The sequence below is a fragment of the Microbacterium sp. 67-17 genome (genome assembly GCF_001898325.1).
Classification (GTDB): domain Bacteria; phylum Actinomycetota; class Actinomycetes; order Actinomycetales; family Microbacteriaceae; genus Microbacterium; species Microbacterium schleiferi.
This window is the reverse complement of the sequence record NZ_MKTR01000014.1, coordinates 139,891-166,530: the sequence shown is the minus strand read 5'-3', so window position 1 is coordinate 166,530 and position 26,640 is coordinate 139,891. Positions and strand designations below refer to the sequence as shown.

Annotated in this window: 27 protein-coding genes; 16 read left to right on the top strand and 11 right to left on the bottom strand. The window is 67.1% G+C overall.

The genetic code is table 11. The features are described 5' to 3' along the window. Window positions 1–55: 55 nt before the first annotated feature. A complete protein-coding gene (locus tag BGO47_RS06620) occupies window positions 56–229 on the top strand; it encodes a sugar transferase (RefSeq protein ID WP_292709946.1) in 174 nt (57 codons plus the stop codon). On the opposite strand, the gene BGO47_RS15110 is transcribed toward BGO47_RS06620, so the two are convergent. After that, window positions 223–672: a DUF4916 domain-containing protein gene (locus tag BGO47_RS15110; RefSeq protein WP_366246877.1), complete on the bottom strand. Its 450-nt coding sequence runs from the start codon at window positions 670–672 to the stop codon at window positions 223–225. The two genes, BGO47_RS06620 and BGO47_RS15110, sit on opposite strands and share 7 nt — an antisense overlap. Window positions 673–817: 145 nt before the next feature. Between BGO47_RS15110 and BGO47_RS06615 the strand changes: the two genes are divergently transcribed. After that, entirely contained in the window at window positions 818–2,128 is a 1,311-nt protein-coding gene (locus BGO47_RS06615) for a UDP-glucose/GDP-mannose dehydrogenase family protein (RefSeq protein ID WP_292709757.1), read from the top strand. 55 nt (window positions 2,129–2,183) lie between these two features. On the opposite strand, the gene BGO47_RS06610 is transcribed toward BGO47_RS06615, so the two are convergent. After that, entirely contained in the window at window positions 2,184–2,579 is a 396-nt protein-coding gene (locus BGO47_RS06610; protein ID WP_292709755.1) for a nuclear transport factor 2 family protein, read from the bottom strand. A 125-nt stretch (window positions 2,580–2,704) separates the two neighbouring features. Then, on the bottom strand, window positions 2,705–3,283 hold the full coding sequence (locus BGO47_RS06605; protein ID WP_292709753.1) for a DUF4287 domain-containing protein: 579 nt from the start codon (window positions 3,281–3,283) through the stop codon (window positions 2,705–2,707). Between the two features lie 229 nt (window positions 3,284–3,512). Between BGO47_RS06605 and BGO47_RS06600 the strand changes: the two genes are divergently transcribed. Then, on the top strand, window positions 3,513–4,925 hold the full coding sequence (locus tag BGO47_RS06600; RefSeq protein WP_292709751.1) for an HNH endonuclease signature motif containing protein: 1,413 nt from the start codon (window positions 3,513–3,515) through the stop codon (window positions 4,923–4,925). A gap of 487 nt (window positions 4,926–5,412) precedes the next feature. Beyond that, entirely contained in the window at window positions 5,413–5,535 is a 123-nt protein-coding gene (locus BGO47_RS06595) for a hypothetical protein (protein WP_292709749.1), read from the top strand. Between the two features lie 10 nt (window positions 5,536–5,545). Here the strand turns inward: BGO47_RS06595 and BGO47_RS06590 are convergent, their stop codons facing one another. From BGO47_RS06590 to BGO47_RS06580, 3 genes are read right to left on the bottom strand one after another with little or no spacing between them, the layout of a single operon-like run. Then, on the bottom strand, window positions 5,546–6,841 hold the full coding sequence (locus BGO47_RS06590) for a nucleotide disphospho-sugar-binding domain-containing protein (RefSeq protein WP_292709747.1): 1,296 nt from the start codon (window positions 6,839–6,841) through the stop codon (window positions 5,546–5,548). A 48-nt stretch (window positions 6,842–6,889) separates the two neighbouring features. Beyond that, window positions 6,890–7,528 carry a TetR/AcrR family transcriptional regulator gene (locus BGO47_RS06585; protein WP_292709745.1) on the bottom strand — a complete coding sequence of 213 codons (639 nt, stop codon included), beginning with the start codon at window positions 7,526–7,528 and terminating at the stop codon, window positions 6,890–6,892. A gap of 9 nt (window positions 7,529–7,537) precedes the next feature. Beyond that, window positions 7,538–8,164, bottom strand: a complete 627-nt coding sequence (locus BGO47_RS06580) for a hypothetical protein (protein WP_292709743.1) — start codon at window positions 8,162–8,164, stop codon at window positions 7,538–7,540. A 138-nt stretch (window positions 8,165–8,302) separates the two neighbouring features. Between BGO47_RS06580 and BGO47_RS06575 the strand changes: the two genes are divergently transcribed. Further along, the gene (locus BGO47_RS06575; RefSeq protein WP_292709741.1) at window positions 8,303–8,617 is read left to right on the top strand and encodes a hypothetical protein; all 315 of its coding nucleotides are present in this window, start codon (window positions 8,303–8,305) and stop codon (window positions 8,615–8,617) included. A 44-nt stretch (window positions 8,618–8,661) separates the two neighbouring features. Here BGO47_RS06575 and coaBC read toward each other — a convergent pair whose 3' ends face one another. After that, on the bottom strand, window positions 8,662–9,879 hold the full coding sequence (gene coaBC, locus BGO47_RS06570; protein ID WP_292709739.1) for a bifunctional phosphopantothenoylcysteine decarboxylase/phosphopantothenate--cysteine ligase CoaBC: 1,218 nt from the start codon (window positions 9,877–9,879) through the stop codon (window positions 8,662–8,664). 36 nt (window positions 9,880–9,915) lie between these two features. Here coaBC and BGO47_RS06565 point away from each other — a divergent pair, with 36 nt between their 5' ends. From BGO47_RS06565 to BGO47_RS06545, 5 genes are all read left to right on the top strand, one after another. Then, complete coding sequence (locus BGO47_RS06565; protein ID WP_292709737.1) at window positions 9,916–10,629, top strand: NRDE family protein; 714 nt, start codon at window positions 9,916–9,918, stop codon at window positions 10,627–10,629. A gap of 96 nt (window positions 10,630–10,725) precedes the next feature. Then, window positions 10,726–11,421, top strand: a complete 696-nt coding sequence (locus BGO47_RS06560; RefSeq protein ID WP_292709735.1) for a DUF2510 domain-containing protein — start codon at window positions 10,726–10,728, stop codon at window positions 11,419–11,421. Between the two features lie 67 nt (window positions 11,422–11,488). Then, window positions 11,489–12,883 carry a sugar transferase gene (locus tag BGO47_RS06555; protein WP_292709733.1) on the top strand — a complete coding sequence of 465 codons (1,395 nt, stop codon included), beginning with the start codon at window positions 11,489–11,491 and terminating at the stop codon, window positions 12,881–12,883. Between the two features lie 108 nt (window positions 12,884–12,991). Then, window positions 12,992–13,888, top strand: a complete 897-nt coding sequence (locus BGO47_RS06550) for a type II CAAX endopeptidase family protein (RefSeq protein WP_292709731.1) — start codon at window positions 12,992–12,994, stop codon at window positions 13,886–13,888. A gap of 195 nt (window positions 13,889–14,083) precedes the next feature. Further along, the gene (locus BGO47_RS06545; protein ID WP_292709729.1) at window positions 14,084–15,097 is read left to right on the top strand and encodes a hypothetical protein; all 1,014 of its coding nucleotides are present in this window, start codon (window positions 14,084–14,086) and stop codon (window positions 15,095–15,097) included. Window positions 15,098–15,326: 229 nt separating this feature from the next. On the opposite strand, the gene BGO47_RS06540 is transcribed toward BGO47_RS06545, so the two are convergent. Continuing rightward, window positions 15,327–16,205 (bottom strand): universal stress protein, encoded by an 879-nt coding sequence (locus BGO47_RS06540; protein WP_292709727.1) that lies wholly within the window; start codon window positions 16,203–16,205, stop codon window positions 15,327–15,329. 83 nt (window positions 16,206–16,288) lie between these two features. On the opposite strand from BGO47_RS06540, the gene BGO47_RS06535 reads away from it, so the two are divergent. Continuing rightward, window positions 16,289–16,882, top strand: a complete 594-nt coding sequence (locus tag BGO47_RS06535; protein ID WP_292709725.1) for a hypothetical protein — start codon at window positions 16,289–16,291, stop codon at window positions 16,880–16,882. A gap of 30 nt (window positions 16,883–16,912) precedes the next feature. Here the strand turns inward: BGO47_RS06535 and BGO47_RS06530 are convergent, their stop codons facing one another. Further along, window positions 16,913–18,214 (bottom strand): type II toxin-antitoxin system HipA family toxin, encoded by a 1,302-nt coding sequence (locus tag BGO47_RS06530; RefSeq protein WP_292709723.1) that lies wholly within the window; start codon window positions 18,212–18,214, stop codon window positions 16,913–16,915. Window positions 18,215–18,358: 144 nt separating this feature from the next. Here BGO47_RS06530 and BGO47_RS06525 point away from each other — a divergent pair, with 144 nt between their 5' ends. Both BGO47_RS06525 and BGO47_RS06520 read left to right on the top strand, forming a co-directional pair. Beyond that, window positions 18,359–20,248 carry a DUF4012 domain-containing protein gene (locus BGO47_RS06525; protein ID WP_292709721.1) on the top strand — a complete coding sequence of 630 codons (1,890 nt, stop codon included), beginning with the start codon at window positions 18,359–18,361 and terminating at the stop codon, window positions 20,246–20,248. A gap of 58 nt (window positions 20,249–20,306) precedes the next feature. After that, window positions 20,307–20,444: a hypothetical protein gene (locus tag BGO47_RS06520; protein ID WP_292709720.1), complete on the top strand. Its 138-nt coding sequence runs from the start codon at window positions 20,307–20,309 to the stop codon at window positions 20,442–20,444. Window positions 20,445–20,486: 42 nt separating this feature from the next. Here the strand turns inward: BGO47_RS06520 and BGO47_RS06515 are convergent, their stop codons facing one another. Then, window positions 20,487–21,200, bottom strand: a complete 714-nt coding sequence (locus tag BGO47_RS06515) for an endonuclease/exonuclease/phosphatase family protein (RefSeq protein ID WP_292709719.1) — start codon at window positions 21,198–21,200, stop codon at window positions 20,487–20,489. 144 nt (window positions 21,201–21,344) lie between these two features. Between BGO47_RS06515 and BGO47_RS06510 the strand changes: the two genes are divergently transcribed. Both BGO47_RS06510 and BGO47_RS06505 read left to right on the top strand, forming a co-directional pair. Beyond that, on the top strand, window positions 21,345–22,415 hold the full coding sequence (locus BGO47_RS06510) for a glycoside hydrolase family 6 protein (RefSeq protein WP_292709718.1): 1,071 nt from the start codon (window positions 21,345–21,347) through the stop codon (window positions 22,413–22,415). Between the two features lie 170 nt (window positions 22,416–22,585). Next, window positions 22,586–23,752 (top strand): response regulator, encoded by a 1,167-nt coding sequence (locus BGO47_RS06505; protein ID WP_292709717.1) that lies wholly within the window; start codon window positions 22,586–22,588, stop codon window positions 23,750–23,752. A 25-nt stretch (window positions 23,753–23,777) separates the two neighbouring features. On the opposite strand, the gene BGO47_RS06500 is transcribed toward BGO47_RS06505, so the two are convergent. After that, entirely contained in the window at window positions 23,778–25,370 is a 1,593-nt protein-coding gene (locus BGO47_RS06500) for a glycosyltransferase family 2 protein (RefSeq protein ID WP_292709715.1), read from the bottom strand. A gap of 161 nt (window positions 25,371–25,531) precedes the next feature. On the opposite strand from BGO47_RS06500, the gene BGO47_RS06495 reads away from it, so the two are divergent. Continuing rightward, a complete protein-coding gene (locus tag BGO47_RS06495; RefSeq protein ID WP_292709713.1) occupies window positions 25,532–26,629 on the top strand; it encodes a hypothetical protein in 1,098 nt (365 codons plus the stop codon). Window positions 26,630–26,640: the final 11 nt, after the last annotated feature.

Below are 26,640 nucleotides of genomic sequence, written 5' to 3'. Positions count from 1 at the left end.
GCCGCTCCCTCGCGAAGTCGAGCAGTACGCCGAGCACGTACACCGCCGCTTCCTGATGAAGCCCGGCATCACTGGGTTGTGGCAAGTCAGCGGTCGGTCATCTCTGTCGTGGGACGAGAGCGTGCGTCTCGATCTCTCTTATGTCGAGAACTGGACGCTCGTGGGAGATCTCACCATCTTGCTCAAGACTGCCCGGGCGGCACTCGCGCCGGGAGAGACAGCTCACTGACGCGCGAGGAGTCCGAGTTTCGCGAAGAGGTGCTCGCATCCGGGCCAGACATCTTCGGGAATGGTTGCGCTCGTGAACCACGCAAAGTCGAGAGCTTCATTGCGGGGCGACGGATCTCCCGTGAGTTCGATCAGGAACGCCATTCCAATGGAGTGCTTTCGTTCGTCACGGCCGAACGGGGTGCCGTCGGTCGGGGAGTCCGTCGCAGGAAACCACTGGTAGGTATAGAGGGGCTGCGGATCGATCGGAAGGTCGAGTCCGGCGTCGAGGGCGTCGTTGGCGTGACGCTGGAGAGCTTGAGCGATCGTCTCGCCGCGCTGGATGCGGCCGCCCAGGTGGCACCAGACCTCGCCGTACGGTGAGTGGCGCCGAATCAGACCGTACTCGCGCGTCCCATTGAGGGCGGTGCGAATCGCGACGAAGTCGACGCATGCGATCGGCATCGACTGCTCGATCTGGCGATACAGGTCGTCAGATAGGTAGGTCATGGGTCCATTGTGGAGTGGGATTGTTGCGCGCGACCGCTCTCGAGCCCTCACGACGCCTGTGCGTCACTTTCGCGTCACATGCGCCCCCTAGGCTTGGCGCGTGAAGCTTTCTGTCATCGGATGCGGATACCTCGGAGCCGTCCACGCGGCAGCCATGGCCTCGATCGGGCATGAGGTCGTTGGCATCGACGTCGACCAGCGCAAGATCGACGCCCTCTCGAAGGGTGAGGCGCCGTTCTTCGAGCCCGGACTACCCGAGATCCTTGCCGAAGGTGTCGCATCCGGTAGCCTGCGCTTCACGACCGACATGGCCGAAGCGAAGGGCTCGAAGGTTCACTTCATCGGCGTCGGCACCCCGCAGCAGCGAGACGGATACGGCGCCGACCTCACGTACGTGAACGCCGCCGTCGACGCACTCGTGCCTTACCTCTCGGAGGGCGACATCGTCGCAGGCAAGTCGACGGTTCCTGTCGGCACCGCAGCCGAGCTGACTCCGAGGGTCGAGGCGACGGGCGCGACGCTCGTGTGGAACCCGGAGTTCCTCCGCGAGGGGTGGGCCGTGCAAGACACGATCGATCCCGACCGGCTCGTCGTCGGTGTGCCGTCAACAGATGCTGGAGCCGCCGCTGTCGACATCCTGAAAGAGGTGTACGCGCCGCCGGTGGCGAAGGGCACGCCGTTCATCGTCACAGACCTTGCCACCGCTGAACTCGTGAAGGTGTCGGCCAACGCGTTCCTGGCGACGAAGATCTCGTTCATCAACGCGATGGCTGAGATCGCCGAGGTCGTCGGCGCCGACGTCACCCAGCTCGCCGACGCGATCGGTCACGACGACCGCATCGGGCGCAAGTTCCTCGGCGCCGGTATCGGTTTCGGTGGCGGATGCCTCCCCAAAGACATCCGTGCCTTCTCGGCTCGCGCCGAAGAACTCGGCCGCGGCGAGTCGATCGCGTTCCTACGTCAGATCGACGAGATCAACATGCGCCGCCGTGACCGTGCCGTACAGCTGGTGGTCGACGGTCTCGGCGGATCCGTGTTCAAGAAGAACGTCACCGTGCTCGGTGCCGCGTTCAAGCCGCACAGCGACGACATCCGCGACTCCCCCGCACTCGACGTCGCCGTACGCCTGCACGGCCTCGGCGCGTGGGTCACCGTCACCGACCCCGAGGCGATCGCGAACGCTCAGGCGAAGCACCCGCAGCTCAACTACGTCGCCGACCGCGACGAAGCCCTGCGGTCGTCAGACGCGGTCGTCGTCGTGACCGAATGGGACGAATACCGCCGGCAGATGTCGCCCGAGCACGTCTCGACGCTCACCGACGGACGAGTCATCGTCGACGGACGCAACTGCCTGGATGCAGACGCCTGGCGCGCCGCCGGCTGGACCTACTACGGCATGGGACGCCCCTAGGGTTCTGTGCCGGGGCCGCGCCGATGATCCGGCGGCCAGCCACAGCCACGCACTGTCAGGCGCCGCGACGCGTGTCTTCGCCCAGAACGGGAGTCGTCACCCCGGGCAGGCGAACATGGCGAACCCCGAACGCGCGCGCGGTAGTGATCCGGTCACGGTCAATGGTGTAGTCGATCTGCTGAAGCAGCGTCACCGCACCAGACGCTGGCCGGAAGACGCTCACCGCCAGCTCGACGCTCACGCTCTCGTCACGGCGCTCGGCGCTCAACGGAACGACCGTCACCGCACCAGAAGACATCGCCTGGTCCAACCACGCCGCGAACGCCTCAGGCCCGGAACCTTCGAGGGTGCCATGGAGTGCGTCACGGATGCTGACCGTCGCATCCGGGCTCACGAACTCGACCGCGCCAGAGATGTCGCCCGCGTTGATCGCGCTGAAATAGGCCGTCAAGACAGACGGTAGCCCCCCGAGACCTTCCGACATAGGTATATGGAAGCAGAAAACGGGCCCATGCGGCCCCTCACCGCGAGCACTTCGGGGGTCGAGCGCCGCCCCGAACCGATCACACACGCCGCTCAGGCGCGACCATAAGCCTCGCGCAGCCACCCCACCACCTCTGGGTCAACACCGTCTGCCGACACCAGATTGACCCGGTGGGTGCACATGCCGGTGACCTCGCGCAACCTGTCAGTTCCCGGCATTCCCCGCAGGTTGAGACCGAGCGCAACCCGCGCGGCACTCGGCACCTCCACGAGCGCGAACTGCTTGCTGCGCCGCAGCGACACCCCCGTCTTCTTCGGCGCGATCTCGACATCCTCACCAAAACCTTCGACCACCGCCACGATCCGATCAAGGATCGGCCGCAACGCCGCCCTCGCGCCGGAATACTGCGCCGCCACGAGCTGCTCGTCATTCGGAGCTTCCTGGCCGCGAGCGCGGAAGCGACTGACCACCAGATTGGCAAAGCCGTGCGTCATACCGTGCTCCGACTTCAGGTAGGTCATCGCCTCCCCGTGCGACAGGGTTCCCGCGGTATCCAACACCTGAAACCACTCCTCGAGCGACTTTCCGGTCTTCGCGGGCAGATTGTCGACCATCGTCTGGAACTGACTCTCGGGCGTGCTCCGAGTCGCGCGCGCACCATCCTGACTCATGGGCATACAGTACGAGCCCCGACGGATGCGGAGCTAGTGCACTCCTGACAGTCGCTTTGTCAGCCGGGGTGATGCTGTGCGTTGCCTACAGCCATGTATCGTACTTATGTACTATTTTCGGCGTGATCCGGCGATGAACCTGCAGCCTATGAGGCTCGCTTATTCGCGACTTATCCCCAGTTCATGTCAGCGGGTCTCCAATGTCGGAGGTCAGTGTCATGATTAGTACATGCATTCGAACGGGGTCGTTGAGTTCAGCGAGGCGCAGACCGCCGAGCTGGCCTCGATCCTTGCCGCCTTTCAGCGGGCCGATGCCGCGCTTGCCGCCGCCGAAGCAGCCCGCGTCCGCGCTCTGGCTCGAGCCGGCGAACTGGCTCGCGAGATTGCAGCGGGCAAGCCATCGCGGGTGCGCGAGCACGATATGGCGCTTCGCAGCATCGCCGCCACGATCGGGGTGCCGGCGCGCGTGTCCGACCGGTCGATGCAACGCCAGATCGGCGAAGCCGAACGGCTCGCCGACCGCTACCCCGGCACCCTTGAGGCGCGCGGCCTGGGTGAGATCACCCGCCAGCACGTCTATGCGATTCAGGATGCCGCAGCCGACCTCCCCGACGAAGCCGTCGCCGCCTTCGAAGCCGAAGCGCTCGAGCGATGCCGGCGCGACACCGTCGGCCGCGTCAAGGCCGAGCTCGAAATCCTCGCCCAGCGGATGCATCCCCGCAGCTTCGCCGAGCGGCATGCCTCCGCGCGGGAAGACCGTCGCGTCACCACCAGTCGCCTGCCCGACGGGATGTCGTCACTACTCCTGATCGGCCCCACCCCGGTCATCGCGGGCATTGACGACCGCATGAACCAGATGACCACGGTCGTCATCGACGTGCGCAACGCAGCGAAGGCTGCAGCGGGCGCTCCGGGAGACGATGACGCCCGAATCCCGGCCGACATCCTCGCCACCGACACCCGCACCCGGGCTCAGATCCGCGCCGACATCGCCGCCGACATCCTTCTCACCGGATCCCCCTTCGCCGACCCCACCATCACCGGCGACGGACCCGGCACACTCGGCGCGATCCGCGCGAAGATCCAGGTCGTCGTTCCAGCCCTCAGCCTACTTAAGCCCGAGGGCGACGAGAACGGCCACGCAGAGCCGGCCGACATCGTCGGCTACTCCCCGATCGATGCCGAAACCGCCCGCGCCATCGCCGAAGCCTGCGACACCTGGTGGGAACGCCTCGTCACCCACCCCGTCACCGGTGTCGTCCTCCACACCAACGGCTACCAGCGCACCGCCGCCATCGACCGGCACCTGCGAGCCCGCGACCGGCACTGCCGATTCCCCGGATGCCGCCTCCCCGCCATCCGCTGCGAAGTCGACCACACGATCGATCACGCGCTTGGCGGCAAGACGGATGTCTGCAACCTCGCCCACCTCTGTCAACGACATCACTCGATGAAGCAATTCGCCGGTTGGAAAGTCAGACAGCTCGAGGGCGGCATCCTCGAATGGACCTCACCGATCGGAACCACCTACACCGACTACCCGCCCACACCCGGGGTTCATTTCGCGCCCGACCCATACGACCCGAGCGCACCCCCACCCCCGGATGCCGCACCCGCCGACGCCTCCGACGCACCGTTCTGACGTACCGGCCGCGCGGGCACTCCGCGCTGCCCATCCGACGCACCGTTCTGAACCCCGCACCATCCGGCGACGCCGCGCTGCCCAAGCCCAACTTGACGACCGTGCGACATACAACTGAGGACTGGGCCGCTCGAGACAGGCCACCCAGCCTGTTTCATCGACATCAGCACCTCACCGGTCCTCACGGTCATCACCGCATCCGGCCTCTCCTATCGCCGAGCCGACGGCATCAAGGTCGTGGCAGTCGACTCTCGCGGCCCCAAACTCCCCGGGCAGACACCGGGTGTGGGTTCCTCCCCAGCGCCATCCGATCCGCCGTACAGCCCCAGGCCGCCTTGCCCACTCCCGGCAGCACGGCAACCTTGGCATCCGGATCTGACCTACCGCACACTGGGACGGTGAACGCCGTGACCGAACCGCAGAGCTGGGTACTCTGAGCGGGCTGCGCGGCGAGATGAATGGCAGCTTCGACGGGCTCAGGGTCGAGATGAACGGCCTCCGTGGAGAAATGAACGCCCGGTTCGACGCGATGGGAACCCGCATCGATCACCTCGACAAAGACATCGCCGCACTCAGCCGCCGCGCCTGGGGCGAGCCCTCGGGCGAGTGACCCACCTCCCCTACCCCTGAGCAGCGCGCACGGCAAGCAGCCGCTCGATGTCATCCACGAGCCCGGGCGCACCCGGCGCCACCGCAATCGCATCCCCGATCCGCTGCACATTCGCGGCATAGCGCGGGTCGTCCAGAATCCGCTCGACCGCAGCCCTCACGGCATCTGGCCCCGGCCGACCCGTCCGCAGATTGACTCCCACACGCGCGTACTGCACACGCGCCGACGTCTCGACCTTGTCTTCCGAATCCCCCGCAATCACGATCGGCACTCCGTGGCGCATCGCGTGATGCAGCCCGCCATAGCCCCCGTTGGTCACCAGCACACTCGTGCGCGCAAGCAGCTCGTCATACGGCAAATAGCTCGCCGCGAACGCGTTGGCCGGCAACGGCGGAAGCGTCGACACATCTCGACCACCCGTGGTCACCGCAACCTGCACTGGCCGATCGGCGAGCGCCTCCAGAGTCGGGATGATGACCTCGCTGTAGTCAGTATTGGCGACAGTCCCCTGCGTCACATGCACCAGCGGCAGCGCCGGATCCAGATCGTCGAACCACGCAGGCGCCGGCGTCGGCTGGGTCACGGCCGTCGCCATCGGCCCATAGAAGCGCAGGTTCCACGGCGCATCACTGCGGGGATACTCGAACTCCGCAACGGTGAACTGCGCCAGCAGATCGCTGCGCGAGAGCGCATCCATGAAGAACGCGCCCTTCAGCTGCGGCGCACCCACGCTCGCAAGAAACCGATCCATCGCCTGATGAACAGGTCGCAACACCATCCGCGCCGTCACCCCGAGCACCGCGTTGCGAAGGCGATTGACCACCGGAACCCGCAGCGGCGTGATCCCGAGCCCATACGGGGCCGTGTCACGACTCGAGAACCCTGCGGGACCGATCCCGCACATCACCGTCACCGGGCGCCGAGTCCGCGGGCGATTGAACAGGGTCTGCACTCCCAAGAACGTCATATCGTGCAGCACGACATCCGCGGGCTCCTCCCGCAGGATCTCCTCGAGCCGCACCGCCGCAGGCCCCGCCGGCTCAACGAACGCACGCTCCACACCACGGTTGATCGTCGCAAGCCCTCGATCGCGCTCGTCATCGCCCGCACCGATCCCATCGAGCGTGTCGGCTTCGGGCGGCAGCTCCAGAAAACGGATGCCGGCCTGCGTCACCATCCGGGCATAGTTCTTGCCCGTCAGCATCCGCACATCCCAGCCACGGCGCTTGAGCTCCTGCGCGACGACCAGAAGCGGACCCACGTGCCCGACGGCGGGCATGCTGCACAGCAGCGCGGAAGAAGTCATTGTTCTCTCCAGAGAAATCAACCCGCCCGCGACAACGCCGCAGCCGGCCTAAGAAGTGGCGCCGAGATTCTCGGCAAGATGCACGAGCTGGGCGATGAGCCAGACTCGGTACGTTGCGACATCCCACCCGCGCACGACGGTGAAGTGCGTCCACGGATCCGCACCGGTGAGAAGCCCCAACACGTCAGCGGCGAGCGCGATCTGATCGGCACGGATGCGACCGCGATCTAGGAACCACCCCGCGGCGATCGTCATGTCGCGATGCCGCCGTTGCTCGAGATCGAGATACGCGGTACGCACCTCGTCATCACTGTCAGCTGCGGCAAGCATCGCCCGCACGATCCCCGCCGACCGCTCGTTCGCATCGATGAGAAAGTCGACATACCGCGCGATCGCCGTGTCGGTGTCGGGCTCACTCATGATCTCGATCAGCGCCGGCCGCTCGGTCAGCGAATGACGCCCCTCATCACCGGCGAACGTGCGCTCGAACGCGGCGATCAGCAGGGCATGCTTCGGCCCGTTCAGATGCACCGTCGGCACCGACACGCCCGCCTCAGCAGCGATCGCCTTGATCGAGGTCGCCACATAGCCATCACGGATGAACAGCCGACCTGCAGCGTCGACGATGCTCGCGCGGGTCGCCGCTGCTACGGCTTGCCGTTGGGGTGAGTGATAGCTACGAGCCACGACAGAACGCTACTTCGTCGCCACCCGCACGCGCGCACGGGCGATCACGAGACCGGCGATGATCTGCGCGATCGTCGACACGAAGTACGCCGTCGCGAGCACAGCCTGACTGTCGCTCGCGTTGATCGTTATGCCGAGCGCAATGCCGACGAGCGCCAACACGAGGATCGCCCACCGCGCCGCGCCCTGCAGCACACCGACCGCCGCGATCATCGCACCGCCGACCAGCAACAGGATGCCTTGAACCGCGCTCATCGCGAAGAGGAACACCTCGGCTCCCCCGGCCCCGACCTCAGCATCCGGCAGCAAATAGGCGACGAGCAGATACATACTCTGGTTCGCCAGGAACGTCGCCCCGAATCCGAGCAGCGCGACCTTGCCAACGAGTGACGCACCGACAGCGCCAGCCCCATCACCTCGGCCGAGCGCCAGCGCAACCATCGCAACGACATGAGCGAGCGTGCTCGCGAGGAACAGGATCCAGAACGCCGTCGCGGCTGTGGCAGCGGTGGCGACATCGGTCCACACTTCCAGCGCGGTAGCCGCAGTCAGCAGCACCCCACCGGTGGCGATCAGGATGCCGGCAGTTCGCACCCACGGCGGGCGAAGGCGCGACGAAGACAGGCGAGTAGTCATGAGACTCCTTGAGGGAATAGCGGAGGGAGGGAGCCGTCTGCACGACTCATCGGAATTGACTATAGCAGCGTATAAGTCAATTTAAGGGAAACCTTGGCATCCTGATGTGACCTACCGCACACTGGAAAGGTGACCGCCGTGACCGAACCGCAGAGCTGGGTTCTCATCGGCCTCTTCGCCACCCTGATGCTCGGTGGTATGACAGTCATGACGACCCTCCTCACCCGCACGATGACCGCGTCGATCGGCGGTCTGCGCGGCGAGATGAGCGGGCTGCGCGGCGAGATGAACGGCCGCTTCGACGGACTCCGCGGCGAAATGGATGCATCGATCAGCGGACTCCGCGCAGAAATGAACGCGCGGTTCGACGCGATGGGCACCCGCATCGACCATCTCGACAAAGACATCGCCGCACTCAGCCGCCGCGTCTGGGGCGAGCCCTCGGGCGAATAGCACCCAGCCATCCGCGCACGCGTCAGCTACAGCTACAGCTACAGCTACAGCCGAGCAGCCACCACCGCATCCCAGACGGCATCCGCAACCTCACGCTTCGACCCCGAAGCCTGCGCCGCAACATCACCCGAGCGATCGATCACGACAACCTCGTTGTCCGCGCATTCGAATCCACGAGTCCATCCGACCTCGTTCACGACGAGAAGATCGACATCCTTGCGTTCACGCTTTCGTCGCGCCCGCTGCAACAACTCCTCACCGGTCGAGGTCTCGGCCGCGAACGCCACGATCGTCTGCCCCGGACTCCGCCCCGCCGCAAGGCCCGCCACGATGTCGGGATTCTCGACGAGCTCCAGGGTCACGCGATCCCCCTGGGTCTCCTTCGTGAGCTTCAACTCGGCGACCTCGGCCGGCCGATAGTCGGCAACCGCCGCCGCCATCACGACGACATCGGCCACGGATGCCGCGTCAGTCACGGCATCCCGCATCTCCAGCGCCGTCCCCACCGACACGACCCTCACGCGATCGCTCAGCCCACCGAGCACCTCGCCGTCGATGTGCGCCGCGACGAGCGTCACCTCGGCGCCCCGGTCGGCGGCCGCGACCGCGAGCGCAACCCCCTGCCGTCCACTCGACCGGTTCCCCAGGAACCGCACCGGATCCAGCGGCTCGCGCGTCCCACCCGCCGACACGACAACCCGCAACCCGGCAAGATCCTGAGCCCGCCCGGACACCGCCGCGGCGACCACCGCGAGCGCGGCATCCGCGATCTCATCCGGCTCACTCATCCGCCCCGGCCCGGAATCGCCGCCGGTCAACGGACCATCGGCGGGCCCGACGACGTGCACGCCGCGCGAGCGCAACACCCGCATGTTCTGCTGCGTCGCCGGATGCCGCCACATCTCCGTGTGCATCGCCGGCGCCACCACCACCGGTGCGGTGGTCGCCAGCAGCGTTGTTCCGAGCAAGTCGTCGGCGAGTCCAGAAGCCATCTTCGCGAGCGTGTTCGCGGTGGCAGGCGCGACGATCACGAGATCCGCCCGTTGCCCGAGCGACACGTGCCGCACCGTCGCGACATCCTCATGCACCGACGTCGTCACGGGATTCCGACTGATCGCCTCCCACGTGGGCTTCCCGACGAACCGCAAGGCATCCTCGGTGGGCACGACGTGCACCTCATGGCCCTCGCCGATCAGGCGCCTGACCAGATGTACCGTCTTGTATGCGGCGATTCCGCCCGTGACACCGACGACTACGAACACGCGCCCAGTCTTCCACGACTGTCGCAGGGAACCCCCATGTGCACTGTCATCATCGACGTCCCCACCGACCCGGGCACGCCCGTACGCCTCCTCGCGATCCGTGACGAAGACCCCACCCGCCCCTGGAACCCGCTCGGACACTGGTGGCCACAGCACCCCTCGATCCTCGGTGTGCAAGACATCCGCGCCGGTGGCGCTTGGCTGGCAGCGGATGCCGACACCCACCGCCTCGCCGTCCTGCTCAACCGCGCCGGCGGCGATGACCTCCCCGATTCCGCGGTCGTCTCGCGCGGCACCCTCCCCCTCGACGCGGTCCTCGGCACCTCCCCCGGCAAGCACCCCGCGATGCGCGGTTTCAACCTGCTCGAGGTCGACGCCACCTCCGCCCGCGTCATCTCGTGGGACGGCGCCCACCGCCGCGAGACCGAGATCGAACCCGGCATCCATATGATCGCCCACGACGACGTCGACGACCCGGCCACCGCCCGCATCTCCCATTGGCTCGAGCACTTCCGCCTCGCCGAACCGGAGTCGGGTGACGAGTGGTACCGACCCTGGCTAGAGATCCTCGAGCGCAGCACCGCCCTCGGCCCCGTCGACGAGCGTGCCATCATCCGCGACAACCGGCCCCTGGGCTACCCGACGCTCTCGCTCCTGGTCTGCGCGGCATCCGTAGGACCAGACGGCGTCGCGGTCAGTTACGCCGAACTCCCCGCACCCGGCGAATGGGGCACCCTCGACCTGCACTAGCGATGGAGTAAGCCGCGAACCCGGGGGTTAGCCCCCTCACGCGAGTCCCGTCACCGACCTAGAGTGGGGACGGAACTCGCGAACGGGAGCACACTCATGTCGACGCCGCAACAGCCGCAAGCCGGTTGGTACCCCGACCCCCAGACGCCCGGCATCCTGCGCTTCTGGGACGGCGCCACCTGGACCGCCCACACGTCCGCGCCAAACCCAGCACCCAACCCCGTGGCGCAGCCGGCGGCTGTCCCGATGGTCGCACCGGAGCCACGCAAGAGCCCCGGCGTCGACACGAACACGGTCTGGATCTGGCTCATCGTGCTGCTGCCGCTGGCCTCATCCCTGCTGGCGCTCCTGGTGCCCTGGCGCTCCATGTTCGCAATGCAGGGCTGGATGGCGTTCAATTCCTACGCGCAGCCCGACAACATGCCCGACATGCGGATGTTCATGCAGCCGTTCGACATCTTCTTCTCGCCGTGGTGGTGGGCGATCACGCTCTTCGGCTTCGCGATCTACGGCTTCAGCGCCTGGTTCGCTTACCTGGACCAGCGTGAACTGCAACAGCGCGGCATCGACCGCCCCTTCCCGTGGCCGTGGATCTTCCTGTCGATCGTCTACCCCATCGGGCGCATCGTCGTCGCGATCCGCCGCACCGGCACCGGCTGGGCTCCCCTCTGGGGCCTCATCGCAGCGCAGGTGGTCGGCATCATCGTCGGAGTCGTGATCTCTGCCCAGATCACCCTCGCAACCCTCCAGTTCCTCACCACGATCGCCCGCTACGGCGGTTACTCGGGCTGAGTCACCTCACGGCAGCAGACGCCCGGTGTCGCGCCGGTGAACAACCGGCGTATGCAAGGCTGGAGAGGTGCGCTCCACGGGTGAGCCACGACCGTGGCATGAGAGTTACCGCACACGACTGTTGATCAGTGACGCCGTCGTTCTGGTGTGGGTCGTTTACGGTACCCAGATCGTGTGGTTCGGCACCGGCAACGCGCAGCTCTCCCTCTTGCGCGACCTGCGCTTCACCGCCGTGTCGTATTGGCTGGCCTCGGCGATCCTCATCGCGCTCTGGCTGCTCGCTCTGAGCCTCGCCGACACCCGCACACCCGGCGTCGTCGGTACCGGCATGACTGAATACGTCCGCGTCGTCGACTCATCCCTGGTCCTGTTCGGGGTCATCGCGATCGTTGCTTTCCTGTTCCGCATCGACATCGCCCGCGGCTACCTGCTCATCAGCCTCCCCGCCGGCATCCTGCTGCTCCTTCTCATCCGATGGCTCTGGCGACAGTGGCTCGTCGCCAAACGCCGCGTCGGCAAGTGCGCCTCCGGCGTCATCCTCATCGGCTCACCGGCCTCAGTCGCCCAGGTGGGCGCTGAGCTGCAGCGTCGCCGCGACACCGGCTACCTCGTCGTCGGGGCCTGCCTCCCACCCGACGACCCCGCAACGGCCATCGCGACAACGGATGCCGGCATCCCCATCCTCGGCAGCTTCGACGACCTCACCCGCGTCCTCGCCGACACCGGCGCCGACACTGTGCTGGTCACCAGCAGCGACGCCCTCCCGCCCGAGAAGGTCAAGCAGATCTCCTGGAGCCTCGAAACCGGCCGCCAACATCTCCTGCTTGCACCCGGCATCGCCGACGTCGCCGGCCCCCGCATCCACACTCGTCCGGTTTCGGGCCTGCCGCTCGTCCACGTCGAGACACCGCGGTTCTCACCTGGTCAACGCTTCGGCAAGCGCATGGCCGACCTCATCGGGTCGCTCGGCGCCGTGATCGTGATCAGCCCCGTGCTCGGCATCCTCGCCCTCGCCGTGAAGCTCTCATCACCCGGCACGGTGTGCGTCCGCGAGACCCGCATCGGCTACCACGGCCGTCCGTTCCGGATGCTCGCCTTCCGCACCACTCGCGGCGGCGTCGACGACACCGTGTCCACGACGGCGCTCGGCAGATGGATGCATCGCCACACCCTCGACGACCTCCCGCAACTGTTCAACGTCATCGGCGGGACCATGTCCCTCGTCGGCCCGCGCCCCCCGCTGCCGAGCGAGGTCGAGACCTACACCGACGCCTCCCTGCGCCGCTTCCTCGTGAAGCCCGGCATCACGGGCCTTTCCCAGGTCAGCGGCCGCGACAACCTCGCGTGGAAAGACGCGGTGCGCCTCGACCTCTCCTACGTCGAGAATTGGAGCCTCATCGGCGACATCGCGATCGTCATGAAGTCCGCCAAGGCGGCCCTCCTCGGCCGCGCCGCCCGCTGATGCGGCACTTTGGTCGCCCTAGCCCACACCGGCCCGCGCCACAAGACCTGGGGCATCCGGTGCCCATTCGCTAGGGTCGGTCGGGACCACCGACCCGGGAGGCCTTCCGTGACCGACACCCACCGTGACAGTTTCGCCGGCGCGATGCGCGAAGCACAGCGCCCCACCGGCCCGCTCGTGGGCTCGATCGTCGCGATCGTCCTCTTCGCATCGGTGATGGCCACCAGCATCCTGCTCGCCTTCATTCCGGGCATCACGGCTCTCAGCCTCACGATCGCGAGTTCTCTCGCCTTCCTCCCGGTGTGGATCCTGCTGTGGGTGTGGCTGCGATTCAAGGAACGGCGCGCATTCGCGAGTATCGGCTTCCGCTCCCGGTCCGCCGCCCCGCGTCAGATCGCCCGCGGGGCGGCGATCGCCGTCGGCGCCATGTCCCTCGCGGTCGGGGTCGCGGTCCTCACCGGCAACATGCAGTTCTTCCAGACTCCCGACGGGAGCTACGCCGCCTGGACGGCGCTCGGATGGGTGATCTTCGCTCTCGTCGCCTTCACGATCCAGGGGGGCGCCGAAGAACTCATCTCCCGCGGATACCTCCTCCAGTCCTGGATGCCGCGCTTCGGCATCCTCGGCGCGATGATCGCTCAGACAGCCTTCTTCACGCTCGCGCACTCCCTCAACACGGGGATGAACATCTTCTCGGTCCTCTCCCTCGTCCTCGTTTCCCTGCTCCTCGGGTTCTGGGCGCTCAGCGAAGGCGGCCTGTGGGGCGTCATCGCGTTCCACGCCACCTGGAACTGGGCACAGAACAGCCTCTTCGGCATCCCGGTCTCGGGCATACCCGCAGAGCACTCGCTCCTGACGGTCGGTGAGACGACGGATGCCAATCCCCTCGTCTCGGGCGGCCTGTTCGGACTGGAAGCGAGCCTCACGACGGTGGTGATGCTTGCGATCATGACCGCTGCCGCAGCCGCGTACTGGGCTCGCGGTCGTAACAATCGCACCCGGTAGGCGGCTGAACCTACGCCGTCCGACGTAGCTTTCGCGCTCGAAATCGTCCGGAAACGACGCAAAAGCCGGGGATCTCTCCTGACTCAGATGAGAGTTCGCACAGTTTGTCTTGCCGCGCCACGTGGATCGCAGACAATAGTGCTCAACCCGAGAGCACGCAACACGGCTCACCCTGACTCAGCACCAGGTTCGCACATGGACAGTAATTCACTCATCACCCTCATGATCGGCTTCGGCGTCGTCGCCGTGCTGGGACTCGTCGTGGGCTGGGCGATGTGGGAGAGCAACAAGGCCGAGGCCACCTCAGATCGTCGAGAACCCGTCCAGCGCATGCCGCGCTACCCCGACATGAGCAGTCCCGCCGTCACGACAGCGACGGTCCGAACGGTAGCCGGACCGCGACCCGTGACCGGAACGCCGATGACTCACCCGTATGCCATCCCGCAAGCGGCGTACCAGCAGCAACCCCAGGCACCCCAGTTCGCCGAGGGAACCACCGAATACGTCTACGCACCAAACCCGTCAGCGCAACCCGTGAACGTGGCAAGCGCCGCGTTCGGTCCTGCCCCAGCCGCCTACGCCCCCGAGCAGCCCGCACAACCACCCGTGCCGCCGCTGCCCGCGGAATACCAGGCACCTGCCTACCCGGCAGGCGATGAGCCGGTCGCGGCAGCACCGGCCCCAGCGCAGGCAGCGCCCGCGTACGTCCCCGTCCCCCCGGCCGCCCCGGCGCCCCCGCCCGCACCGGCGCTGGCGCCCCCCGCCACAGCACCAGTTGCCACGGCAGCACCGGGGGCGGGATACAAGCAGACCTACGCCACGCCTCCCCGCACCTCTCAAACATCCGTTTTCCGCCTCGGGCGGGTGCTCTGGGTCGACGACGACCCTGACAGCCACGTTCCCGATGTCGTGGCCCTGCACCGGATGGGTCTCACTGTCACCGTTGCTCGGCACTGCGAAGCAGCCCTGGCATACCTCGCGGCCGAGAAGTACCTCCTGGTTGTGACCGACTGCGGCCGCGAGGGCGACGCGATGACTGCCGCCGACTTCATCCGGACGGTGCGCCGCAACTATCCCGGCGTCCCGACGATCGCCTACGCCCCGGGCGCCATCGTGACCGGCCCCGGTGCGCCAGAACTGCCGCACGACCAGGTGGTCACCACCCCCGGTGAGCTTCCGAGCGTGGTCGGCAGGTTGCTCGGCCGCTGAGCCGGCCCCCGCGCCCGGGCGGCGGATTATGGCATCCGGGACGTGCCGTTGACAACCCCCGGGCGCGAGGTCCCGAACCATGCCATTCTCATCGTGGCAAGACCGCGCGCTGAGTGTTTCGGGTCACTCATCCGCAGCGAAGGTACGCGTCTCGCGTACAGCCCCCGGCTCGACAGCCCCCCAGATCGAGCCGGGGGCCTTGTCGTCTCCCGGCAGTCGAGCCGCGAGGTCAGCGCACCGCTGCGGTGACCGTCGTCAGATGGTCGAGCACCTGGGTGCTGACCGACCCCAACAGGAACCGGGCGAACCCGGTGCGCCCGTGGGTTCCGACAACCGCAAGGCGAGCGGATGCCGCCACCTCAGCGATCACGGTGGCGGGATCCCCCTCGTCCACGTGTACGACGATCTCGAGGTGCGGGTGGTCCTTTCGCACCTCATCGGCCATCGACTGCGCGAAAGCCTCCGTCGTACCCTGCAGATCCGTCAGGTACATGTCGGGGTAGGGCGCGATGTCGCCGGTATAGACGACCGGCATCCACGTCGACACCACAGTGAGCGGCTCGGCGAACCGCGATGCCTCGGCGGCAGCGAAAGCGAGCGCCGCGTTCGAAACCTCCGAACCGTCCACTCCGACGACCACTCCCGTGCGCCCGGTCGTGTCGATGTCGGGCACAACCACGACGGGGCAGTGAGCCCCGGCGACGATCCGTGTGCCGTGCGGCCCGCGATGCTTGTCGACGCCCCCGGTGTGATCACTGCCGATCACCAAAAGCGCGGCATCCGCTGACGTCTCGACGAGCTCCTTCGTCGGGTTCCCGTGTGTCACCCGAACCGTGACGTCGATGCCACGAGAAGACAGCGCCGCTGCCTCGTTCCGAAGAAACGCCTCCTCGTAGTCGACGGCGCGCTGCACGACCTCCTGCTCACCGACGGCACCCACGGCGCCCCCGACCACGGAAAGCAACTCCAGGCGGGCGCCCGTGCTCGCGGCACGCGCGACTGCCCACTCGATGGCGCGTCGCGAGCCCGGCTTACTTGTCGCACCCACAACGATCGTCGTGGACGTCTCGGGGGCAGATGGCTCGGCGCTGGCAGGGATGTCGGTCATGCCCTCACCCTATTGCCGGCGCCGACCGCTTGCGAGGCATGATTCACCGAGTTTCTCCGGCGCCGACCGGGCATACTGACCTCATGCAGATCGACACCGGCTTCGTGACGCTCGTCCTCGGCTTCGTGGGCGTGATCGTCGTCATGGCCCTCGTTGGCGTCATCCTCTGGATCCGCCGCACCTCCACCGTCCGCGTCCCCGCGCAGCGACTGTCGACCATCGAGATCGCCCTCGCGCCCGACGACCGCGAGGCTGTCGCGACGCAGCTGCGCGAAGCACATGCTGCCCGCGGACAAGGCGCCGGGGTCACGCCGAAACTCCCAGAGCGCGTGCACCCGGGACGCGTGCTGTGGGTCGACGACGACCCCGACACGAGCATGTCTGAGACGATCGCCCTGCAAAAGCTCGGCACCGCGGTCCTCAAGACGAGGCATGCGGATGCCGCCCTGGCCTACCTGTCAGCTGGCACCTACACCGCGCTGGTGTTCGGCATCGTGGCCGACAGCGACCTCGCCGCGATCGAAGCGTTCCTCGCGCGCGCCCGCGCGAGCCAGCCGGGCATCGTCACGCTGGGGTACGCGGCCCCGGGCGTCGTTCCGGATGCCGGGGATTTCACCCTCGTTCGCGATCCAAGCGAACTCGTCGCCGCCGTTATCGCCCCGCTCGCCGTTTCCTGAGCCTCCCGGCTCCGGCCAGGTCAGGTCGGGTCAGGTCAGGAGCTTCGCGAGCGCATCGCGGCGATGGCCGATGGCGGCATCCATCGCCGCGAACTCGTCCTCGGCAAGCCCCACCCGCTTCGCGACATCCGGCCACGACTCCACCGCGACGAGCACCTGGGCAAGCGAGCGCCGCCACGACGACGTCTTGATCCCGAGCTCCCCGGCCAGCGCGACAAGAGCCGCCGGCGCGGCATCCGGGTCGACCACCCCCACGATCGCGGTCGACCGCAACCGCTCCTGCACCGGATCGGGCTCGATATCGAACACCGGACACAGCCGCCACGCTGACTCCCGCCGCAAGAATCCCAGGTTGCGAAGGTGGTCATCGGTGCAGTGGACGGCGACGGCAAAGGCCACGCGTCGCCACAGATCACGCAACTGGGCACGGACGACATCGCGCGTCGCATCCATGCCACGGATGACGCGCGCGACATCCAGATAGTCGCGCCCATCCCCGGTCGCGGTACGCGCCGACCAATATGGAATCCGCAACTCCCCGGCGTCCCCGGATTTCGTTGGGACCACCGAGTCCGCCTTCCCGACGCGATCGAATCGATCGACCAGCAACACCGCGTGCTCTCCGATCTCGATCGTGCGCACCCGAGAGGTGGCAAGACCGGCAGCGTGCGCGAGGTTCAGCGAAACCGCCTCCCACCGGATCGCGTCGTGTTCGTCATCCGGTGCCGGAAACTTCGCGAGCAGCGCGCGACCCTTCCGCCGCACGAGAGCCTTGGGCCTGGCGCCGCCGAGCACGGCCGTGCCGGCATCCAGGAGCTCCGCGATCGCCTGCTCGCTCGAGGAGGCCCCCGCGCGGGTCCGATCCGCTGCTGCCCGAAGCTCGCGCAGGTCGAGCACGACGGGAACCCGCGCAGCGCGGCCCGCGACGTACGCCTCCTCGTCGTCCGCACTCGGCTCCTCACGGAATCGGAAGGCGCCGGTGCGCGCCTCATCCGACACACCCACGAGAGCATCGACCTCCGAGAGAAGGGTCACACCCTCGGCGCGCAGCTGTCGGCGAATCAGCTTCTGCCCCCACGAGTCGGCGCTGGAATCGACGAACGCCCCGGGCATCGACCTGAGGACCCGAGGTCCTGGCGCCAGCGGCAACTCCGGCGACACCACGTAGGCATCCGGTCGCGCGAGGTAGGTCGGATCGTAGGTGAACGTCACCCCGACGGCCTTTTCGGCCAGCGTGACGACATCCATCCAGCCGACGGGACCGGCCGCAGCGTCTGGGGTCGCCGCCGCGTCCACCCAGACACGCTGGGTCGTCGCGTTCGCCGTCACCATGGGGCCCGATCCCTCCGTCCCTCAGCTCGTCGCCCAGCACCCCACCCTAGAGGGCGCGTGTTACGGCAGGTCTAGCGGTTGCCTCTCATCGTGTACTCGGGTACGGACGAATAGGCTTCCCTGAAGACAGGAAGGCATCCGAGCATGACTGACGACGCGGCGACGCCCGAGGGCGCGAGCGATGACGAGATCGCTGCCGCGCGCCGTGCGGTGGATACCGAGAAGTCTCGCCGGGTGCGGTCGCGCAAGCGTCACCGCCGCGAACGCACAGCTGGCATCGTGTTCGCATCGGTGCTCGGCGCCATCCTGATCCTCGGCGTGGCGGGTGCAGCGTGGATCGGCATCCGCGGCGCCCTCGCGTACGGCCATGTCGCCGACGCGCAGCGCGCGGCCGAGAAGCTTGCCGACTCCCTCACCGACCCCGCTGCGGTAGCCGCGGCCGTCCCGACCTTGACCGCAGACACTGCAGCAGCCCGCTCCCTCACCTCCGACCCGGTATGGGGCGCCGCCGAGCATCTGCCGTGGTTCGGTCCGCAGCTGGCTGCGACCGCCACCGTCATCGCATCGGTCGACGACGTCGCCACCACCGCCCTCGAGCCCCTCGCGCAGGCGGCCTCGAGTTTCTCGCTCGACACCCTTCGACCGAATGGCGGCGCGTTCGATGTCGCCGCCATCGCAAACCTCGCGGATGTCGCCACCACCGCAACCGACAGTCTCGCCGCAGCGTCAGCATCCGTCGATGCGATCGACACGACGCAGCTACTCCCGGCACTGGCAACCCCCGTCAGCGACGTCAGTGAGCTCCTGACCGATGGACTCACCGCGGCCGACGCGCTGCGCCGCACCTCCCAGCTCCTTCCTCTCGCGCTCGGCGCCGAGGGCCCTCGCAACTACCTCGTGATGTTCCAGAACAACGCCGAGTGGCGCTCGCTCGGCGGAATCGTCGGAGCAATGGCGATGATCCACACGGACGCCGGCCGCATGGACCTCACCGACCAGGGCTCCTCATCCGACTTCACCCGGTACACCGAGCCCGTACTCCCCCTGTCGGACGAGCTCCTGGGCATCTTCGTCGACAAGCCCGGTCTCTACATCCAGAACGTCACCCAGATCCCCGACTACACGATCGATGGCCCCCTCGCCCGCGAGATGTGGCTCCGAGAGACGGGGGTGAACGTCGACGGCGTCTTCGCCCTCGATCCCGTCACCCTGTCGTACCTGTTGAAGGCGACCGGCCCTGTGACCCTCCCCACCGGGGAGCAGCTCACGAGCGAGAACGCAGTGCAACTGCTCCTGAACGATGTGTACCTGCGCTACCCGGATCCGCGCGATCAGGATGCCTTCTTCGCCGCAACAGCAGCCGCGGTCTTCCAGACGATCGCCGACGGCTCAGCAGAGCCGGCCCAACTGGTGAACGCCCTCGTCCGAGCGGGCAACGAGCGCCGCCTCTTCTTCTGGAGCGCCAACCCCGACGAACAGGCCATGCTCGACGGCACCTCGCTGCAGGGGACACTGCCGGTGACGGATGCCGAGACCACCGCGTTCGGGGCATACCTCAATGACGGCACGGGCTCAAAGATGGACTACTACATGCAGGCTGCATCAGCGGTCGGCTGGTGCACCGCGAGCAGCGGGGAGCAGCTTGCGACTCTCACCGTGTCCCTGACGAGCACAGCTCCCGCAGATGCCGCGACGAGCCTGCCGCGATACATCACCGGTGGCGGGAGCTTCGGCGTCGATCCCGGGGTAGCGCGCACCGTGGCGTACCTCTACCTCCCTGAGGGGTCAGAACTCGTCTCGAGCACCTCGGGGGGAGTCGGATCCACTCCCGGCTTCGGCCAGGGAACTCATGACGGCAGACCAGTCCTCGTCTGGGAGACCAACCTCAACCCCGGCGAAACGGCTACCGCCACGATCCAGGTCCGCACTCCGCAGACCCCGACGCTCGAAGCGATCATGACGCCGACAATCGGGGGCAGCGGCGTCGTCGCGAGCGGCGGATGCCCCCTCACAACACCCGCAGACAAGGGATAACCCTCCTGTAACACGCACGTCACTCGCGCTCGGCTCGATCTGGCTAGGATCGGGCATCATGAGCAGCCCCCACGAACCGCGAGGCCCCCGCAAGTCCCGCAACTGGCTGCTCTATATCGGTGTCGCACTCCTGGCATCCGGGGTCGGCGTGCTCGTCTACGCCGCCTTCATGCATTACGCGGCAGCGATCCGCTGACCAGCGCCCGGCGTGAACCGCGCGCCGCGTCAGGCGACTGTGTCAGGCGACGCCGCTCGCGGCATCCGTTGACGCCGCGCCGGAAGCCGGCGTCGGTTCAGCCGTCACGAGGATCGGCAAGTGGTCGCTGAGACCCTGCGGCAGTGTCCGCACGGTATCGATCGTGAAGCCGACGGATGTCGCGAAGTCGTAGTGCCCGCGAAAGAACCGATACCGCGTATAGGTCCGGGAGTCGCTGAGGTTCAGTTCGTACCCCTGATCGCGCACGTGCTGCCCCAGGCGCTCTTTGAACACGGGGTAGTTGTAGTCGCCGACCATGAGCTTCGGAAGCCCCTCGCCCAACAGATCGAGTTCGGCCAGCGCCGTGCGGATCTGGTGCCGACGCAGCGAGTTCAGCGCCGTCAGCGGCGCCGCGTGGAACGAAGCGATGACGATGTCGCTGCCGGCGTCGATGTCGCGCAGGCGCACGCCCAGCATCCGCTCCTCCGCGGGCTTGAGCACGCGATCGTGCAGCGACTTCTTCAGGGCGATGGCTCGCACGTCAACGGCGCGATACGTGTTCTCGCGGTAGTAGACGGCCAGCCCCAGGCGGTTGCGCTGCGTCGAGTCGGCGAGCACGAGGCCACCGATCGCGTCAGGGATGTCGGTGGTGTCGGCTTCCTGCAGACAAAGCAGATCAGCGCCGTGACGCTCGACGAGCTCTCGCAGCTCGGTTGCAGCTCGGTGCTTGCGCAGGTTGTACGAGATGACCTTCATGCCACTCCCCACGATAGAGGGGCACGGCTGCCGACCGCGCGCGCTGCGCTGGACATATCCCCAGCGTTTGCGATCTCTTCACCGCACGAGGGAGTTCGTGAGCATCCCAGCAGCTATCAAAGGGCGCTCCGCTAGAGTTTGGTCGTGCCTTCCCGACGCACCTCCGCGGTGCACGAACAGCCCCAGACTGCTGCGGTGCGCCCGGAATCACAGCCGAAGATCCTGCCCGGTTGGGCGATCGCGACGATCGTCGGCGTCGGCGTGCTTCTGGTGGCATCCATCGCGGCGACGGTCTGGATGTTCCTGAGTCACTGGGTTCGTGACCTGACCGCGACAGCACCGGCCGTCGGGACGACGATCATCGCACCCGAGGAATCGAAGGCTGCCCTCGCGCTTCCTGACCTCCCCGAGGGCACCGACGAGTTCGCGGCGACTGCCTACCTTGCCGCACAACCCACCGCGTACTGGTTGACCCCGGAGATCGATCCGGTGAGCGAAATCGGCGCACGAATGACGAACCTCCTGGACGAAGCGCGCACGCAGGGCCATGCACTGGCGATCGTGGTCTACGGACTTCCCGAGCGGGACTGCAGCGCCGGCCTCTCGGCGGGCGGACTCGACGATGCAGCCTACGCGGAGTGGACACAGATCATCGGTGATGCCCTGCACGCCGCACCCGACATCCAGAAGACCGTCGTCCTTGAGCCCGACAGCCTTGCCCTCGCACCGGAGTGCGGCAACCTCGCCGACCGCACGACTCAGCTGCGGGATGCCATCGCCCGACTCGCCTCGACGAACACCTGGATCTACGTGGACGGCGGTCACTCGACCTGGCTGCCCGCGTCACAGATGGCCGAGCTCATCAACGGCATCGGCATGAACGATGTCATCCGCGGCTTCGCAACGAACGTGTCGAACTACAACGACACCGCGCTCGAGTTCGACTACGCGCACCAGCTCTCCGGCCTCACGGGCGGACTCCACGCGATCATCGATACCTCACGCAACGGCGCCGGGTCGAACGGCGAGTGGTGCAACCCGCCGGGCCGACTCATCGGCGCCCCGGGCGGCACCTACGGCGACGACGTGGTCGACACGAACTTCTGGATCAAGCCGCCGGGCGAAAGCGACGGCACCTGCAACGGCGGACCGGTAGCCGGCGCGTGGTGGCCCCCGTCGGCTGTCGAACTCACCCGCAACGTCACTCTTCCCTGAGCACCGGGCCCCGAGGACGCGGGCACACGCCGACGAATGACCACCCCCGGTCCCGGCGCGGCTGTGTACGATCGGGGGAGACGGCCGCGAACACCTGGGATTGCGCGGTCCATGCCCCACTACCCAGCCCGACGCGACCACCCAGCCCGACGCGAAAGAGACCACCGAGCATGAGCACTGACGCGGGGGTGAGCAAGACCGCCGTCATTGTCGAGGATGATCCGCAGATTCGGCATATCCTCGCCGAGACACTCGAGGCTGCCGGATTCTCCACGGTCTCGGTGGGCAACGGCATCGACGGCGTGCGCGCTGTGCTGTCCTACCAGCCGCTGATCACGACACTCGATGTGAACATGCCCGGCATCGACGGATTCGAAGCTGCTCGCCGCATCCGTGCCCAGAGCGACACCTACATCATCATGCTGACGGGACTCGAGGACGAGGCCGACGTCGTGCTGGGTCTCGGCGCCGGCGCCGATGAATACATCGTCAAGCCGTTCCGTCCACGGGAGCTGCGGGCACGGATCGAAGCGCTCCTGCGCCGCCCCCGTCAGACTCCGACTGCCACCCTGCCGCCCGTGCAGGCACCCTCGGGCCCCTCATTCCCTGGCGCACGACCCGCCATCGTCACCCAGCCCGCGCAGCCCAGCGCCGTTCCCCCGGCAGCGCAGCAGCCGTTCGCCACCATCGATGCGAGCGGAGCGGTCACCCCCGGTGACCCCGCGCAGGCTCCGGGCTCGCCTCCCGCGCAGGCTCCGTACCCGGCAGGCCAACAGCCGACCCAGGCCCCACCCCAGCCCGGCTACCCGGGTCAGTATCCGGTTTATCCGCAGCCGGGGGGCGCACACCCGTACTATCCCCCGACACCGCAGGCACCGGTCGACCCCCCGGGCGCCGGCGGGAGCCAGCAGCCTCCCGGATCGCAGCTGGTGGCACGCACACCCCCGAGCGCCCCGATAGCCGGTCCCGGAGGTCACCACCTCGGCCCCCACACCATGGTCCACCGTGACCTCATCCTCGACCCGGACTCGCGGATCGTACTGGTCGGCAACCGTGAGGTAGAACTCACCCGCACGGAGTTCGAGCTGCTGGCGACCCTGATGGAGTCCAAGCGGCGCGTACGCAGCAAAGCCGACCTGACGCTTGTGCTGCGCGGCGAGTCCTACGTCACGTCGTATTTCGTCGGGGATGCCGACAAACGTGCGATCGAAGCGCACATGACGAACCTGCGCCGCAAGCTCGGCGACGACCCGAACAACCCGCGCTATGTCGAGACCGTGCGGGGCGTCGGCTACCGCATGACCGCCGAAAACGTCGCCCCGCCGCCGGGCCCGTAGCCGTTCCGGGACGGGCGCGAGACCGTCAGACCTTGTAGCCGTACTGCCGACGGAACAGCTTGAAGGCCATGAGCAGCGTCTGGATGACGGTGACGACACCCACGATCGGCCACCCGATCCACAGGATGGACGACTGCACCACCGGGTCCAGCAGGTTCCAGATGAAAGCCATCGCGAGCGCGGTGAGCACCAGCAGGATCATGGGAACCCAGTGTCCGAGGGATACCCCGCCACCCTTCTCGGCCTTCGCCTGGGCTGCCCAGTTGTCGACCTTCTTGCGCGACAGGAACGACGACCACGACCGCAGGAAGTGGCCGATACGGATCCACATGAAGATCTCCGCGGGAAACACCAGTGCCGAGAACAGGATGTCTCGCTGGTTCACGTACTTCATCGTCAGGGCGACACGAAGGTTCAGCAGCGTCGCCACCAGAGGTGGAATGAGCCACCAGGGCGAGAAGACGAAGGCATTGATCGACAGCGATGCGGCAAGCAGCGTCAGGAACGCGACACGCACGAACAGGTTCGTAAGCATGCCGAAGTTCTCGAACCACCGAAGGCGCAGGTTCGGGTGGAAGGGCTGCCCCTTCGTGTCGCCGCGCTGACCGGGCCACATGAGCTCGATGGCGCCGTAGGTCCACTTCACCTGCTGCGCGTCATACCCCTTGAGGGTGGTCATGCCGCCCACACTGGCTCGCGCGTACGGGCTGATCTTGGTGAGGTAGCCCGCGCTCTTGATCTGCAGTGAGAGGAGCGAGTCCTCCACCTCGCTGTCTTTCACCCAGGGCGTGCTCTGGTGGTTGGCGCGCATGACATCGCGCAGCGCCGCCGTCGAGAAGATCGAGAACTGGCCGCCGAGCACCGCCATGTTGCGTCCGCGCAGCAGGTTCTGCAGATTGAAGGCCGCGAACTGCGTGCGCTGACCGGCGATCAGGAACTTGCCGATCAGGCCCTTGATAGGCCGGTCGTCGATCGTGTAGATCGCCGAGATGCCACCGATCCGGGAGTCTCCCACGGCTTCGGTCTCGAGGTACTCCACCGCGCGCTCATCAGCGATGGTGTCACCGTCGACGCCGAGCAGGTAGTCATACCCCTCGACAAGGGCGTAGCCGTAGTTCAGCGCACCGACCTTCTTGTCGGGGTTCTTGCCGATGTCGTGGATGAAGACTTCGGTGAACTGCTCCCCGAGATCGGTGACGACCTGGTGCGGGCCGGCATACTGCGAAGCGATGGCGACAGTCGCGTCAGTCGTGTTGTTGACCACGACATGGATGACGTCCGGCACGCGCGTCTGGTGCAGCAGACCCTCGAGGACGCCGGCGATCGACTCTTCCTCGTTGTAGCAGGGGATGACGCATCCGATCGTCGACCGGTGCACAGAGATGCGCTCGAGCACCGACTCGAACTCGTCGGTGAACTCGGCGTGAGAGGTCTCGACCTGCGCGTTCGGGAACCGGGGGTCGTACTGCGGCTGCGCGTACTGCGGCTGCGCGTACTGCTGGCCGGAGGCCGGATCCGCGTACTGCGGACCCGCGTAAGCCGTGCCCGGGTACTGCCCGATCGCGGGCTGACCTTGCTGCGGGTACGGAGGAACGTACGGGGCTTCCCAGTGGGACATCAGCACGCTCCTTCCATCAATCCGCGTGCCATCCGAAGTGCTGTTACCACACTGCTACACTCGGCTCAAGCATCCGGTCTGTTGTCGAAGAGCATCACCTCAGGTTTTCCTCAAGAAAGCCTCCGGTGAAAACCCGAGGCCCCGAGAAACAGAAGTGCAAAATGAGTGTACTGGAGTTGTCTGCCGTCCTGGCGATCGCCGTTGTGATCGCTGCTCCGGCCCTCGTCCAGTTTCCCGCAGCCTCGGTCCCCAATGGTGGCCGCGCCGCACGGCGGAACTTCCTGCGCTTTGCCGCGGCCGCAGCCCTGAGCGGAGTCGTTGCCGGTATCGCATCAGCTCTCGTGCCCGAACACCCGACGCCGATCATCATCGCCGCGGCGAACGCGGCACTGGTCGGTGGGCCCGCATACTCCTGGGCGGGAATGCGACAGCTGCGCGAGAACTCGATGGCCCCAGGCTGGGTCGTTGCGGGAGCCGTCGCCGTCACCTTCGTCACCAGCGCAACGGTCAGCGCCGTCATCGGAGGTCCGACCGACGGCTTCGTGCTGCGGCTGATCCTGGTCGCCGTGGGGTGCGGGGGCGTCGCGGTCGAAGCTTTCCGTCTGCCGGCACGAACCATCGCACCTTTCCGGCTGATCGGAGTCATCTTTGCGATCTACGCCGCATACTCGGCGATCCGTATCGTGCTGTTTTTCGCTGTCGGTGAGAGCGCTCCCACCTTCCGGACCCTTTTTTCTCCCCTCACGGCATCCGTCCTGAGCATCGCGCTCGTGACGGCACTGTGCGTTGCAGTGTGGTGGAGCGATCGCGCGCTCGAGACTCGAGCCCGCCAGATCGAATACATCATCAATGCGCTGCGCTCAGATATCGCCTCCCACGGTGCAGTGACGGTCTATGTCGTCGAGGTTCCCGACCTCGCCCTCATCCGCGCAGCCTTCGGTGGCCCGGCAGCAGTAGCGGTCGACCGCGCAGCGTCGATGGCGCTTCATGAGCTGCTGCCCGATGCCGCCCACCGTGGTCGGGTCGGTCGCCACGTCGTCGCGGTGTCAGGCGACCAGCGCATCGAGAACCTCGATGACGTGGTGAAGGCCGCGACGGCGAGAGCCGTGCCGAACCTCGACTATCGCGAAGCGATCGAGGTCCGCGTGACGCGCTATGCACTGCGCTCCGAGGAGGAGCTCGCCGCTGTTTGGCCCGACGCAGCTCCACCCGGCACCAGAGACCTCAAGACCAGTCCGGCGGGCGGCGCGATCGCCTGACCGGGGCGGCG

Bases quoted from the DNA above. Each gene is read 5' to 3' on its own strand.
- BGO47_RS06595 (WP_292709749.1), top strand. From the start codon at position 5,413: ATGAACGGCCTCCGTGGAGAAATGAACGCCCGGTTCGACGCGATGGGA.
- BGO47_RS06600 (WP_292709751.1), top strand. From the start codon at position 3,513: ATGCATTCGAACGGGGTCGTTGAGTTCAGCGAGGCGCAGACCGCCGAG.
- BGO47_RS06605 (WP_292709753.1), bottom strand. From the start codon at position 3,283: ATGAGTCAGGATGGTGCGCGCGCGACTCGGAGCACGCCCGAGAGTCAG.
- BGO47_RS06620 (WP_292709946.1), top strand. From the start codon at position 56: ATGAAGCCCGGCATCACTGGGTTGTGGCAAGTCAGCGGTCGGTCATCT.
- BGO47_RS06515 (WP_292709719.1), bottom strand. From the start codon at position 21,200: ATGAAGGTCATCTCGTACAACCTGCGCAAGCACCGAGCTGCAACCGAG.
- BGO47_RS06525 (WP_292709721.1), top strand. From the start codon at position 18,359: ATGACTGACGACGCGGCGACGCCCGAGGGCGCGAGCGATGACGAGATC.
- BGO47_RS06495 (WP_292709713.1), top strand. From the start codon at position 25,532: ATGAGTGTACTGGAGTTGTCTGCCGTCCTGGCGATCGCCGTTGTGATC.
- BGO47_RS06500 (WP_292709715.1), bottom strand. From the start codon at position 25,370: ATGTCCCACTGGGAAGCCCCGTACGTTCCTCCGTACCCGCAGCAAGGT.
- BGO47_RS06560 (WP_292709735.1), top strand. From the start codon at position 10,726: ATGTCGACGCCGCAACAGCCGCAAGCCGGTTGGTACCCCGACCCCCAG.
- BGO47_RS06540 (WP_292709727.1), bottom strand. From the start codon at position 16,205: ATGACCGACATCCCTGCCAGCGCCGAGCCATCTGCCCCCGAGACGTCC.
- BGO47_RS06580 (WP_292709743.1), bottom strand. From the start codon at position 8,164: ATGACTACTCGCCTGTCTTCGTCGCGCCTTCGCCCGCCGTGGGTGCGA.
- BGO47_RS06520 (WP_292709720.1), top strand. From the start codon at position 20,307: ATGAGCAGCCCCCACGAACCGCGAGGCCCCCGCAAGTCCCGCAACTGG.
- BGO47_RS15110 (WP_366246877.1), bottom strand. From the start codon at position 672: ATGCCGATCGCATGCGTCGACTTCGTCGCGATTCGCACCGCCCTCAAT.
- BGO47_RS06590 (WP_292709747.1), bottom strand. From the start codon at position 6,841: ATGACTTCTTCCGCGCTGCTGTGCAGCATGCCCGCCGTCGGGCACGTG.
- BGO47_RS06530 (WP_292709723.1), bottom strand. From the start codon at position 18,214: ATGGTGACGGCGAACGCGACGACCCAGCGTGTCTGGGTGGACGCGGCG.
- BGO47_RS06545 (WP_292709729.1), top strand. From the start codon at position 14,084: ATGGACAGTAATTCACTCATCACCCTCATGATCGGCTTCGGCGTCGTC.
- BGO47_RS06535 (WP_292709725.1), top strand. From the start codon at position 16,289: ATGCAGATCGACACCGGCTTCGTGACGCTCGTCCTCGGCTTCGTGGGC.
- BGO47_RS06505 (WP_292709717.1), top strand. From the start codon at position 22,586: ATGAGCACTGACGCGGGGGTGAGCAAGACCGCCGTCATTGTCGAGGAT.
- BGO47_RS06565 (WP_292709737.1), top strand. From the start codon at position 9,916: ATGTGCACTGTCATCATCGACGTCCCCACCGACCCGGGCACGCCCGTA.